This is a genomic window from Glycomyces sp. NPDC047010 (assembly GCF_040644205.1).
GTDB lineage: Bacteria > Actinomycetota > Actinomycetes > Mycobacteriales > Micromonosporaceae > Glycomyces.
The window spans coordinates 87654-99508 of record NZ_JBEYVY010000007.1 but is presented as its reverse complement, the minus strand read 5'-3'; the positions used below and the strand labels follow the sequence as shown (position 1 = coordinate 99508).

Annotated in this window: 11 protein-coding genes; 4 read left to right on the top strand and 7 right to left on the bottom strand. The window is 75.1% G+C overall.

The features are described from left to right. Positions 1–30 precede the first annotated feature (30 nt). Complete coding sequence (locus AB0A65_RS15685) at positions 31–1533, bottom strand: MDR family MFS transporter (RefSeq protein WP_359951791.1); 1503 nt, start codon at positions 1531–1533, stop codon at positions 31–33. 159 nt (positions 1534–1692) lie between these two features. On the opposite strand from AB0A65_RS15685, the gene AB0A65_RS15680 reads away from it, so the two are divergent. The 3 genes from AB0A65_RS15680 (at position 1693) to AB0A65_RS15670 (ending at position 4119) form a co-directional block, all read left to right on the top strand. Next, the gene (locus AB0A65_RS15680) at positions 1693–2241 is read left to right on the top strand and encodes a TetR family transcriptional regulator (protein WP_359951789.1); all 549 of its coding nucleotides are present in this window, start codon (positions 1693–1695) and stop codon (positions 2239–2241) included. Positions 2242–2314: 73 nt separating this feature from the next. Then, positions 2315–3613 carry a chloride channel protein gene (locus tag AB0A65_RS15675; RefSeq protein ID WP_359951787.1) on the top strand — a complete coding sequence of 433 codons (1299 nt, stop codon included), beginning with the start codon at positions 2315–2317 and terminating at the stop codon, positions 3611–3613. After that, positions 3610–4119, top strand: coding sequence for a potassium channel family protein (locus AB0A65_RS15670; RefSeq protein WP_359951785.1), 510 nt, complete (start codon positions 3610–3612; stop codon positions 4117–4119). Before AB0A65_RS15675 ends, AB0A65_RS15670 begins: the two co-directional genes overlap by 4 nt. On the opposite strand, the gene AB0A65_RS15665 is transcribed toward AB0A65_RS15670, so the two are convergent. Both AB0A65_RS15665 and AB0A65_RS15660 read right to left on the bottom strand, forming a co-directional pair. Further along, positions 4104–4760, bottom strand: a complete 657-nt coding sequence (locus AB0A65_RS15665) for a response regulator transcription factor (protein WP_359951783.1) — start codon at positions 4758–4760, stop codon at positions 4104–4106. The genes AB0A65_RS15670 and AB0A65_RS15665 overlap by 16 nt on opposite strands. Further along, positions 4757–5878: a HAMP domain-containing sensor histidine kinase gene (locus tag AB0A65_RS15660; protein WP_359951781.1), complete on the bottom strand. Its 1122-nt coding sequence runs from the start codon at positions 5876–5878 to the stop codon at positions 4757–4759. Before AB0A65_RS15660 ends, AB0A65_RS15665 begins: the two co-directional genes overlap by 4 nt. A gap of 87 nt (positions 5879–5965) precedes the next feature. Between AB0A65_RS15660 and AB0A65_RS15655 the strand changes: the two genes are divergently transcribed. Next, a complete protein-coding gene (locus AB0A65_RS15655; RefSeq protein ID WP_359951779.1) occupies positions 5966–7498 on the top strand; it encodes a hypothetical protein in 1533 nt (510 codons plus the stop codon). Here AB0A65_RS15655 and AB0A65_RS15650 read toward each other — a convergent pair. The 4 genes from AB0A65_RS15650 to AB0A65_RS15635 all read right to left on the bottom strand — a co-directional run bounded on the left by AB0A65_RS15650 (position 7473) and on the right by AB0A65_RS15635 (position 11845). Beyond that, on the bottom strand, positions 7473–8570 hold the full coding sequence (locus tag AB0A65_RS15650) for a Cmx/CmrA family chloramphenicol efflux MFS transporter (RefSeq protein WP_359951777.1): 1098 nt from the start codon (positions 8568–8570) through the stop codon (positions 7473–7475). The two genes, AB0A65_RS15655 and AB0A65_RS15650, sit on opposite strands and share 26 nt — an antisense overlap. Before the next feature lie 210 nt (positions 8571–8780). Further along, on the bottom strand, positions 8781–9809 hold the full coding sequence (locus tag AB0A65_RS15645; RefSeq protein ID WP_359951775.1) for a type III polyketide synthase: 1029 nt from the start codon (positions 9807–9809) through the stop codon (positions 8781–8783). Further along, entirely contained in the window at positions 9806–10996 is a 1191-nt protein-coding gene (locus AB0A65_RS15640) for an acyl-CoA dehydrogenase family protein (protein ID WP_359951773.1), read from the bottom strand. The genes AB0A65_RS15645 and AB0A65_RS15640 overlap by 4 nt, the downstream gene beginning before the upstream one ends. A gap of 12 nt (positions 10997–11008) precedes the next feature. Beyond that, the gene (locus AB0A65_RS15635) at positions 11009–11845 is read right to left on the bottom strand and encodes a UbiA family prenyltransferase (protein WP_359951771.1); all 837 of its coding nucleotides are present in this window, start codon (positions 11843–11845) and stop codon (positions 11009–11011) included. Positions 11846–11855 lie beyond the last annotated feature (10 nt).

The following is an 11855-nucleotide window of genomic DNA, read 5'->3' as shown; positions in this document are numbered from 1 at the left end:
TGCGGCCGGGCCCGGTGGCGTCTTCAGGAGCTAGTGCGCGGCGAGCGCGGGCTCCTGGCCGTCGACGGCGGGCTTGCGGACCAGGAACGCCGCGGCCACGGCGATCACGGCCATGCCGGCGCCCCACAGGAACGCGGTGTGGATGCCGTCGGCGGTCGCGGCGACGACACCGGCGCCCGACTCCAGGCTCTCCTTGGTGCCCGTGGTCATCAGCGTGATGAACACGGCGGTGCCCGCGGCGCCCGCGACCTGCTGGAGCGTGGTGAGGACGGCGCTGCCGTGCGAGTACAGCTCCATCTTCAGCGACCCCAGCGAGGACGTCATGAGCGGCGTCATGAGCAGGCTCAGGCTCAGGCTCATGAGGACGTGGATGACGACCACGAACCACACCGGGCTCGCCTGGTCGAGCAGCGTCAGCAGGGCGAGGGCCCCGAACACGCCGAACGAGCCGGGGATGACGAGCGGGCGCGGGCCCAGCTTGTCGTAGAGGCGGCCCACGGTGGGGCCGGTGAGGCCCATGGCGAGGCCGCCGGGGAGGACCACCAGGCCGGTCTGGAACGTGGTGAGCTCCAGGACGTTCTGGAGGTACATGGGCAGCAGGATCAGCGAGCCGAACAGGGCTGCCATCGAGATCAGCAGCATGACGACGCCGACGGTGAACGAGCGGCTGCGGAACACGCGCAGGTCGAGCAGTGCGGAGTCGGTGCGCTGGAGGCGCAGCTGCCGGAGCACGAACAGCGCGAGGGAGACCGCGCCCGCGGTGATGGCCGCGTACGGCGGGATCGGCGTGTGGGCGCCGGCCGCGGCCTCGCCGATGGAGCTGAGGCCGTAGATCAGGCCGCTGAACGCGACCGCGGACAGCAGCGCGGAGAGCAGGTCGAACTTCACCGGGCGGGTCTCGCCGAGGTTCTGGATCTTCAGGGCGCCCAGGACGAGGCCGAGGACGGCGATCGGCAGGACCGACAGGAACATCCAGTGCCAGGTGAGCTGGGCGAGGATGAACCCGGAGAACGTCGGGCCGACCGCGGGGGCGACGGCGATGACGATGGTGATGAAGCCGATGGTGCGCCCGCGCCGGTCGGCGGGGACGAACGTCATGACGGTGGTCATGAGCAGCGGCAGCATGACGGCGGTGCCGCTGGCCTGGATGACGCGGGCGGCGACGAGGACGCCGAAGACCGGTGCGGACGCGGCGAGGATCGTGCCGACGGTGAACAGGGTCATCGCGGCGATGAAGACGGTGCGCGTGGTGAACCGCTGGAGGATGAGCCCGGTCATGGGGATGACCACGGCCATGGTGAGCATGAAGCCGGTGGTGAGCCACTGGACGGTGGCGGCGGTCAGGTTGAACTGCTCCATGAGCTCGGGGAGCGCGACGCCCATGATGGTCTCGTTGAGGATCATCACGAACGCGGCCACCAGGAGCACGCCGAGCACCAGCTTGATCTGGGCCGGGACCCCCTCGGAGGGGGCGGGCGCGGCCTGCGGTGCATCGGCCGGCGGTGTGTCAGCGGGTCGCTGGTCAACGCTCATCTGGGGGGATCCTTCGGGTGTTGTGGACCGGTGCCGCCGGGTCCGCGCTGTGGTGACGGCGCTGACGCACCGGATGTGTCAGTGACTGTCAATCATTGCAGTTGCTACCATCCGATCATGAGCGCCGGTGGGAGTCTGCGAGAAGTGTCACGTCGGGCCGTGCAGTCGCGCATCGCCCGGGCCGCCGAGGAGCTGTTCGTCGACAAGGGCTTCGAGGAGACGACGGTCGACGAGATCGCCGCAGCCGTCGGCATGTCGCAGCGGTCGTTCTTCCGGTACTTCTCCTCGAAGGACGAGGTCGTGCTCGACAGCCTGGAGCGGCTGGGAGAGGACCTCGCGGCCCGGTTGGCGGCGCGGCCCGCGGGCGAGCCCGAGTGGGACTCGCTGCGGCGTGCGTTCGACCCGGTCGTCGAGCGCTTCGGCGACCCAGTATCGCGCGACCACGACGCCGCGATCCAGCGAATTATCGACGGGAGCCCGCGGCTCCTCGCGTCGTACCTGTGCCGCCTGGAGCTGCTCCAGCGGATGCTCACGGACGCGCTGACGAAGCGGGTCGGGGACGACGCGGACCCGGTGGTGCTGCGGGCCATGGTCGGCGGGGCGTTCGCGTGCCTGCACGCGGCGGCGTTCCCCAGCTGCGACCCGGACGAGTTCGCGCCGTGCCTGGACCGGACGATGGCGGCGCTGCGCCCGGCCGGGGCGCGCTGACCGAGGCGTTTGCGCCGAACGCCCGGTGCCGGGTCCCCGCGCGGTGGAAGATCCACTGTGACAAGGGGGCGCAGTGGGCGAGGCGGATTCGGAGACCGGGCGGCCGGAGCAGCCGGCGCACACCCGCGCGTACCTGAGGCTGCTGCTGCTCGCGGGGCTCGTCGGGGTCCCGGTGTCGGCGGTGGCTTTCGCGTTCCTCGCGCTCCTGCACCGCCTCACGTCCCTGGTGTGGGAGGACCTCCCCGCGGACTTCGGGCTCGACCCGGTGCCGTGGTGGTGGCCGGTCCCGTGGCTGCTGCTGGGCGGCGTGCTCACGGGCGCGGCGATCAAGTGGACTCCCGGCGGGGCCGGGCACCTGCCGATCGACGGGCTCTCCGCCGAACCCGTGCGGCCCTCGTACCTGCCCGGCGTGCTCCTCGCCGCGGTCGGCGGCCTGCCGCTGGGCGTGGTCCTCGGCCCGGAGGCGCCGCTCATGGCCGTCGGCGCGGCGACCGCGCTCATGCTCGCGCGCCGCACGCAGGGCACGCCCGCGGAGGCGGTCGTCGGCACCTCCGGTTCAGCCGCGGCGGTCGCGGTGATCTTCGGGAGCCCCCTCGTCGCGGCCGTGTTCATCCTGGAGGCCGCCGGGTTCGCGGGGCCGAAGCTGACGCGGCTGCTGCTGCCGTGCCTGCTGTCGGCGGGCGTGGGCGCACTGATCTTCACCGGCCTCGGGTCGTGGACGGGCCTGCCGGTGTCCTCGCTGGAGCTGCCGGGCCTGCCGTCCGCGGGCCTGCACGTCACCGACCTACTGTGGACCGTCCCGGCGGCGGTCCTCATCGCCGCGGGCGTCCGGGAGGTCCACGCACTCGCGCGGCGCCTCGCGCCGCTCGCGCAGCGGCGCCCGATGTCCATGGCGCTCACCGCCGTCGCGGTCACCGCGGTGTGCGCGGGCGCGTACTCGCTCATCACGGGCCGCTCCCCCGTCGACGTGCTCCTGTCGGGCCAGGACTCCCTCGGGGAGCTGACGGCCGACCCGGAGGGGCTCGGGATCGGCGTGCTCGTCGCGATCCTCGCGTTCAAGGGCATCGCGTACGCGGTGTCGCTGGCGGCGCTGCGCGGCGGCCCGATCTTCCCGGGCCTGTTCCTCGGCGCGGCCGCGGGCGTCCTGCTCAGCGCCCTCCCCGGATTCGGGGCGGTCCCGGCGCTGGCGGCGGGCATGGCGGCGGCCACGGTCGCGGTCCTGCCATTGCCGGTGTCGGCGGCGATCCTGGTGACGCTGCTCCTCGGTTCCGACGCGACGGCGATGGCCCCGGTGGTGCTGATCGCGGTCGTCGTCGCCTTCGTGACCGGCCGGGTCCTCGACCGGCCTCAGCGGGCGGAGGCGGCGGCGTGAAGCGGCTCCCGTCCCCGCTGCGGTACACGCTCGTGTGCGCCGCGCTCGCCGTCGCGTACTTCGTGGTGCCGGTCGACGCGGACGCCGCCGTCGGCGTGCTCCTCATGCGGTGGACGGTGACTGCGGCGATGCTGGTGACGCTCGCGCTGGTCGCCCGCTGGGAGGCGGTGCGGCAGATCCGCGACCCGGACGCGCCGCTCGGCGGGCTGCTCGTGGCGATCCTCGGCGGGGTGCTGCTGTTCGCGCTCACCGACTTCGCGGTCGCGGTCCACCGGCCCGGCGAGTTCGCGGGTCTGGAGACGCGCATCGACGCCCTGTACTTCGCGCTGAGCACGCTTCTCACCGTGGGGTTCGGCGACGTCCACGCAGAAGGGCAGGTTGCGCGGGGCCTGCTCGTCGTGCAGATGGCGTTCAACTTCACCGTGATCGCCGCGTCGGCGTCGCTCCTGGCCCGCAAGATGAGCGTGCGGGCGCGGCACCGCGGGGCCCGTCACCCCAGCCGGTAGCCCACGCCCGGGGTCGTGCCGATGACCGCGGGCCCGCCGAGCTTGCGGCGCAGGCGGCCCACGGTGACGGCGACGGTGTTCGTGAACGGGTCGGCGTGCTCGTCCCAGACCCGTTCGAGGAGCCGCTCGGCGGACAGGTACCCGGGGCTGGCGTGCATGAGCGCCTCCAGGACCGCGAACTCCTTCACCGACAGGGACAGGACCCGGCCGTCGCGGACCGCGGTGCGGCGCACCGGGTCCAGTTCGATCCCGGCGGCGCGGAGCGTGCGCGGGCGCGCGTCGGGGCGGCGGCGCGCCAGCGCCTGGACGCGGAGCACCAGCTCGGGGAAGTGGAACGGCTTCGGCAGGTAGTCGTCGGCGCCGAGGACCAGGCCGGAGACGCGGTCGTCGGGGGCGCCCGCGGCGGTGAGCATGAGGATCATGGGCCGGTCCTCGCGGTCGGCGACGAGGCGGCAGACCGCGTCGCCGTGCAGGCCGGGGAGGTCGCGGTCGAGGACGAGCACGTCGTAGGCGGTGTGGCCGAGCTTCTCGGCGGCGGCGAGGCCGTCGAACGCGAGGTCCACGGCCATCCCGTTGTCGCGCAGCCCTTCGGCGACGACTTCGGCGAGGGCGCGGGCGTCTTCGACGACGAGGACCCTCATGCGGCGGCCTCGGCCGGGATCTCCACGGTGGCGGTGAGGCCGCCTTCCGGTGCGGCGGTGAGGGTGAGGGTGCCGCCGTGGGCGGCGGCGACGGCGTGGACGATCGCGAGGCCGAGGCCCGAGCCGCGGTCGGAGCCGGTGCGGTCGGCGCCGAGGCGGTGGAAGGGCCGGGCGAGGCCGTCGACGGCGGCCTGGTCGAGGACGGGGCCGGAGGAGTGGACGGTGAGGCGGACCGCCGTGCCGGCGGGCCCGGTGGTGACGGTGATGGTGCCGCCGTTCCGGTTGTGGTCGACGGCGTTGTCGATGAGGTTGCGGGCCATGCGGTTGAGGAGCGCGGTGTCGCCGCGGACGCGGGTGCCGGGTGCAGTGGTGGTGGTGACCGCGAGGTGCTTGGCGGCGATGTCGTCGGCGCGGGCGTCGAGCGCGGCGGCGGCGGTCGCGGCGAGGTCCGCGGTGCCGTCGGCGGCGACGGCGCCGTGCTGGGACCGGGCGAGGGCCAGGAGGCCGTCGAGGAGCCGGTCCACCTGGTCGAGCTGGGGTCGCAGGCGCTCGGCGAGCGCGGTGACCGCGGTGGGGGCGGCAGGTTTCGCGGCGGCGACGTCCACGGTGGCGCGCACGGTCGCGAGCGGGGTGCGCAGCTCGTGGGAGGCGTCGGCGGCGAAGCGGCGCTGCGCGGCGAACGACGCTTCGAGGCGCCCGAGGAGGTCGTCCACGGTGTCGGCGAGGTCGGTGACCTCGTCGCGCGGGCCGGGCAGGGCGAGGCGGCGGTCCAGGTGCTCGGCGGTGATCTCGCGGGTGACGGCCGTGATGCGCCGCAGGGGCCGCAGGACCCGCTTGGCGAGGACGCGGCCCACGAGGAGCGAGACGACGAGCATGAGCGCGAAGGCGCTCAGGCACGCGGTGAGGATCTGCCGGGAGTGGAGGTCGTCGAGTTCGGCGAGCCGCCGCTGGAGGGCGGCGATCTGCTCGTCGGGGCTCGCGGTCCCCTGGCCGGGCAGCGGCTGCGTGTCGGAGAGGTCGCCTCCGGCGAGCGCGAACACGAGGATGAGCAGCGCGGCGCCGCACAGGAGGAATGCAGCGCCGTACAGGACCGTGAACCGCGTCCTCGTCTTCACCATGCGTCCAAGGATGCCCGCGCCGGGATAACAGGGGCCTAACGGGTTCGCTGCGGCCCGTGTCATCGACTGGCGCGTAGAACTCCCGGCATGAAGAAGCAACTGCACGCAACGTGCGCGGCCCTCGGCCGCACCGTCAGGCACTGCCCGCGGGCCATGAGGGCGCTGCGCCGCCCCGCGCGGCTCGTCGCCCTCGCCGCCGCCGGGGCGGTCCTCATCGGACTCGCCCTGCTCACGGCCGCGGGGAGCCGGTCCTCGTGCGAGGGGCCCTGTCCGCAGACGCCCGCCTCCAGTGACGGTGCGGCCGTGAGCGACCGGTTCTGGTTCGTCCACCAGGGGCTCGGCCCGGACGGGTCGGTCACCGTGCGGCTGGCCGACATGACCGGCACGATCACCTACCCGCCGCCGGACCACGACGAGATCGTCCCGGGCCTGGTCCCGTGGGCGAAGACCGGGATCATCCTCAAGGACGGGCTCGGCCAGGGCTCCGATTACGCCGCGCTCATGCTCACCGGGGAGCACGGGGTGCGGTTCCAGTACGGGTACACCGAGGACGTCGCCGGGCCCGCGGTGGAGCCGGGCACGCCGGTGTGGCTGCGCCTCGACCGGGACGGCGACCGGATCACCGCCTCGACCTCCATGGACGGACAGGCGTGGGAGGAGGTCGGGACCGCGGTGGTCGACGGGCTCCCCGAGACCGTCGAGGCCGGGATGTTCGCGACCTCCCCTGGGGACTTGACCGTGCGCGAGACCGCGTGGGGCGCGGGGATGCCGGAGGCCCGGTTCACCCAGGCGGTCGGGGTGTTCGACGACATCGAGGTCGAAGGCGGCCAGGGCGAGTGGGCGAGCGACGCGGTCGGAGAGATGAACGGCACCGACTGGGAGAGGTTCCACACCGCCTCGGGCGGCGTCGAGGACGGCGGGACATGGACGCTGAGCGGCACCGGCGACATCGGGCCCTCGGGGGTCGAGGGGATCGCCACGGTGGACCGGCTGCTCATGGGCCTGCCGCTCGCGCTCGCGGTGCTCGTGGTGGCGGCGGCCCGGCTCGGGGCGTCGCGGGAGCCGCTGGAGCGCAAGGACCTCGCGGCCCGCGCGGGCGTCCTCGGGACGGCCGTGTTCCTGGTGGGCCTGGTCGCGGCCGGGGTCGCGATCGGCGCGGGGACCGCGGTGCTCGACGGCAACGGGGTGCCGGTCGAGCCGCTCCCGGTGTGGGACGCGGTGCGGATCGCGGTCGGGGCGGGGGCGGCGCTCGGGTTGAGTGCGGTGCTGGCGTTCGCGATCGGGGCGTGGCTGCGCCGCAAGTGGACGGCCACGGTGGTGGCGGTGGTCCTCATCGCGGTGCCGCTGGCGGTCGGCACGGTGCCGCTGCTGCCCGACGCGGTGTCGGAGTGGCTGCTGCGCACGACTCCGGCGGCGGTGTTCGCGCTCAAGCAGGCCGTGGTCGAGTACCCGCAGGTGACCGGGTACTACGTGCCGTCGGCGGGGTTCTACCCGCTGCCGGGCTGGGCCGGGACGGCCGTGCTGCTGGCGTACCTCGCGGTCGCCGGATGGCTGGCGGTGCGGCGCGCGGTGCCGGTCCGCGCGCCGCGGCCGGTCAGCGCCGGAGTGCTCGCACGGTGATCGCGACGGCGACGAGCCCGGCGGCCGCGAGCGCCGGGCCCGTCGGCCCGACCGCGTCGTAGCAGAGCCCGGCGAGGACCGGGCCGAGCATCGCGCCGACGTTCAGTGCGGCCGTCGCGTAGGACCCGCCCATGGTGGGCGCGTCCTGCGCGGCGGCCATGATGCGTCCGATGAGCGTGCTGCCCACGCTAAAGCTCAGCGCGCCGAGGACGAACGCGAGCGGCAGGAGCGCGGCCGGGAGCAGCGCGAGCGCGAGCCACCCGGCCAGGAGCAGCGGCCCGCCCCAGGCGAGGAGGGCCCGCCAGCGCCGGTCGGCGAGGCGCCCGGAGGCGAGGACGCCGAGGAACGCGCCGATCCCGAACAGCGCCAGCACGACCGGGACACGGCCCGCGGCGAGCGTCCCCAGGTAGGTGTAGGCGCCGAAGGTCGCACCGTTGACGAGGACGCCGAGCGCCAGGACGTGGATCACGTCGGGGCGCTTGAGGACCGCGAGTTCGGTGCGGAGGCCGACCGGTTCGGTGGCGGCGGGCCGGTCGGGGACGGCCAGCGCGACGGCGGCGAGCGCGGGCGCGGCGAGGGCCGCGACGGCCCACAGGGTGGCGCGCCAGCCGAGGGCCTCGCCGAGGAGGGCGCCCGCGGGGACCCCGGCGACCAGGGCGAGCGTGGTGCCGCCCAGGAGGATCGAGAGGGCCCGGGCGCGCCTGGTGGCGGGGACGAGGAGCGCGACGGTGGCGAGGGCGACGGCGAGGAAGCCCGCGTTCGCGAGGGCCGCGACGGCGCGGGTGGCGAGGAGGACCGCGAAGGAGTCGGTGAGGGCTCCGGCGATGTGGGCGGCGATGAACAGGGCGAGGAACGCCGCGAGCGAGGCGCGCGGGGGCCAGCGGCGCCCGGCCGCGGCCATGAGCGGCGCGCCGAGGACCATGCCCGCGGCGAACGCTGAGGTCAGCAGCCCGGCGCGGGCGACGGTGATGTGGAGTTCGGCGGCGATGTCGGGCAGGAGCCCGGCGAGCATGAACTCGGAGGAGCCTTGCGCGAACACGGCGACGGCAAGGGCGTACAGGACGAACGGCATGAGTGTGTGTCTCTCCGGAAGCGGCGGACGGTCGGCGGTGGACCGCCGCGGCCACTGGGCGCGCGGAGAGGCGGCCCCGCTCGGAGGGCGGGGCTGGGGACTCACACGGGCGTCAGGGCCGCCGGCGGTGCGGCGGCCCGGGTCTGGACGCTTCGGGTGAGGACATGGCGCCGAACCTACCACGGGCCCCCGGCGGGCTCACAGCGGTTTTCAGGCGAGCAGTGCCGCGTAGAGGGTGAGGCCGGGGCCGAAGGCGAGCATGACGATCGGGCCGTCCGCTCCGGCCTTGAGGATCTCGTCCAGGACCAGGAGGACTGTCGCCGAGGAGCAGTTGCCGTGCTCGGCGAGGACCTTCCTGGACGGGTCGAGGGCCGTGGGGGCGAGGTCGAGCCCGGCGGCGACGGCGTCGAGGACGCGCGGCCCGCCGGGGTGGACGGCCCACGCGGCGACCTCGGAGCGGTCGAGGCCGTGGCGGGCGAGGAGGTCCTTCACGAGCGGGCCGACGTGCTCGCTCAGGGCCTCGGGGACCTCCGGCGAGAGGCCCATGCGGAAGCCGAGGTCGGTGACGCGCCAGGTCATGTGGCCGCGGCGCACGGTGTCGGTGCGGGCGGCCACGTCGACCACGCGCAGGCCCGGCCCGTCGCCGGGGCGCACCACGATCGCGGCGGCGGCGTCGCTGAACAGGGCGTGGACCACGGCCTGGTCGATGTCGCGGGTCGCGGGCTGCACGTGCAGCGAGGTGAGCTCGACACAGAGGAGGACGGCGGGCCGGTCGTGGGCGGCGGTGTAGTCGGCGACGGCGCCGAGCGCGGGGATCGCGGCGTGGCATCCCATGTGGCCCACCAGGAGCCGCCGGGCGTCGGCGCGCAGCGGCAGGGCCCCGGCGAGGTCGATGTCGGTGCCGGGCGTGCCGTACCCGGTGCAGGTGGCGACGGCGAGGAGCCCGATCTCGTCGGGGTCGGTGCCGGAGGCGGCGAGGGCCCGGCGGACGGCGCGCAGGCCGAGCGCGGGCGCGCGTTCGGCGTAGCGGCGCATCCGCTCCTCGGTGGACCACCCGGCGGCGTCGGCGAGCTCGTAGGGCGGCGTAGCGGAGTGGCGGCGGGAGACCCCGGCGGTGTCGAACATGCGCGCGGCGACGCGGCTCCCATTGAAGTGGCTCCGGAACACGTTGTCCCACAGCCATTGCTGCTCGAACTGCGGCGGCAGGGCGGTGCCGATCCCGGCGGTCCGGGCGGTCACCACCGCGGGACCGCGGTGTCGTGGTCGGGGTCCGAGCCGAGGGCCGCGGCGCCGAGCCAGTCGGCGCACACGTCCGAAGTGGCCGGTTGGAGGGCGCCGCAGCGGGCGTCCCGGTAGAGCCGTTCGAGCGGGTGCCCGCGCCGGGACGCGGAGGTCCCCGCGGCTTCCAGGAGCGAGGAGGCGACCTGGAACGCGGTGTCCCCGGCGGTGAGCTTCGCGCGCCACACCCACCGGTTGGTGTCCTCCTCCCCCGGTGCGGCGTCGATGCGCCGGGCGGCCTCGGCGACCACGAGTTCCGCTGCCGCGACGGCGGCGTCGGCGCGGCCGATGCGGGAGCGCACGGGCGCGAGCGCGTCGAGGCCGCGGCCCCTGATGTGCGCGGCGGCGGCGTCCACGGCGGCGTGGGCGACCCCGGTGTAGACCGCGGCGTAGGAGGCGACGAGCCACTGCGGCATCGCTTCGGCCAGGAGCAGGGCGAGGCCCTCGACGCCGCCGAGCAGCGCGTCCGCGTCGACCTCGACGTCGAAGTGGACGTCGTGGCTTCCCGTGGCGCGCATGCCGAGCGAGTCCCAGGTCTCCTCGACGCGGATGCCGTCCCCGGCGGGCACGAGGAAGTGCGACACGAGGGGCTCCTCGGCCTCGGCGTCACGGGCGGTCACCAGGTAGGCGTCGGCGTGCCCGGCGCCGGACACGAACGCCTTCGCGCCGGTGATCCGGTAGCCCTTCTCGCTGCGCCGGTACGCGGTGGTGGTCTTGGAGAGGCGCGAGCCGCCGCCGCGCTCGCTCATCGCGACCCCGTAGAGGGCGCCGCCCGCGGCGGCGGCGAGGGCCTTGTCCCTTGCGGCGAAGAACGACTCGGGGGCGCCGAGGGCGCGGACCAGGTGCTCGGGGGTCTGCGCGAGCGCGCCGGTCACCGAGGCGTGCATGTTGAAGATGAGCGCCGTCGAGCCCGCGCCGCGCGCCAGCGCCGCGGCGACCGCCGCGTACTCGGCGAACGTGGCGCCGAACCCGCCGAGCCGCGCGGGGACCATGAGCCCGGTCAGGCCCGCCTCCCGCAGCTCCGCGAAGTCCGCCTCGGGGAAGCGGCCCCGCTCGTCGTGGGCCGCGGCCCGGTCGGCGAACCGCGGGGCGAGCTCGCGCGCCAGAGCGAGCGCCTCGCCGCCCCTGGACTCGGTCGGTGCTGGCAATGCGCTCACTCCTCAGGCCGAAGGGACCCCAGTATGGAGGAGCAGGACGACGTCGACAAGGGCAACGAGGAGCACGGCGCGGAACGCGGCCCGCGAGCCCGGCTTGCGGCCGAGGGCGAGTCCGGCGGCGAGGACGAGCGCGGCGAAGGGGACTGCGGCCAGGGCCACAGCCGAGGGCGGGCTGGGCGGGCCGAACGCGAGGAGCGCGGAGGCGGCGAGGACGAGCGCTGCGGCGAGGAGCTGTGTCGGCAAGGGGCCCAGGCGATGCGGGAGGCCGCGCACGCCGGTGGCGGCGTCGTCGGCGAGGTCGGGCAGGACGTTCACGAAGTGCGCGGCGCAGCCGAGGGCCGCGGCGGCGCCCATGAGCCACAGGGGCGGCCAGGGGGCGCCGGGCTGGCCGAGGGAGACGATCGCCGGGAGCATCCCGAAGGAGAACGCGAAGGGCACCACGGAGAACGCCGTGGACTTGACGCCGAGGTCGTAGGCCCACGCGGAGGCAAGCGCGGCGAGGTGGGCGAGGGCCGCGGGGACGCCGGAGACGAGGGTGAGCAGGACCGCGGCGGGTGCGGCGAGGGCGATCGCGGCGGAGGCGATGGCGGGGTGGAGCTCTCCGGAGGCGAGGGGCTTCCCGGCGCGTTCGGCCTGGGCGTCGCGGGGGGCGTCCACGAGGTCGTTGAGCCAGCCGACGGACAGCTGGCCGAGGAGGATCGCGAACGCGATCGCGATGATCCCGGGGACGGACCGGCCCGCGGAGGCCGCGAGTCCGGCGGTGACGAGGGTGACCGCGAGGGCCGGGAGCGGATGGGACGCAAGGACGAGCGCTCGGAGCATCGCCGCGGCCGTAGTCATCGGATCAGTG

Coding starts and splice junctions, on each gene's coding strand:
- AB0A65_RS15685 (WP_359951791.1), bottom strand. CDS start 1,533: ATGAGCGTTGACCAGCGACCCGCTGACACACCGCCGGCCGATGCACCG.
- AB0A65_RS15665 (WP_359951783.1), bottom strand. CDS start 4,760: ATGAGGGTCCTCGTCGTCGAAGACGCCCGCGCCCTCGCCGAAGTCGTC.
- AB0A65_RS15660 (WP_359951781.1), bottom strand. CDS start 5,878: ATGGTGAAGACGAGGACGCGGTTCACGGTCCTGTACGGCGCTGCATTC.
- AB0A65_RS15655 (WP_359951779.1), top strand. CDS start 5,966: ATGAAGAAGCAACTGCACGCAACGTGCGCGGCCCTCGGCCGCACCGTC.
- AB0A65_RS15650 (WP_359951777.1), bottom strand. CDS start 8,570: ATGCCGTTCGTCCTGTACGCCCTTGCCGTCGCCGTGTTCGCGCAAGGC.
- AB0A65_RS15635 (WP_359951771.1), bottom strand. CDS start 11,845: ATGACTACGGCCGCGGCGATGCTCCGAGCGCTCGTCCTTGCGTCCCAT.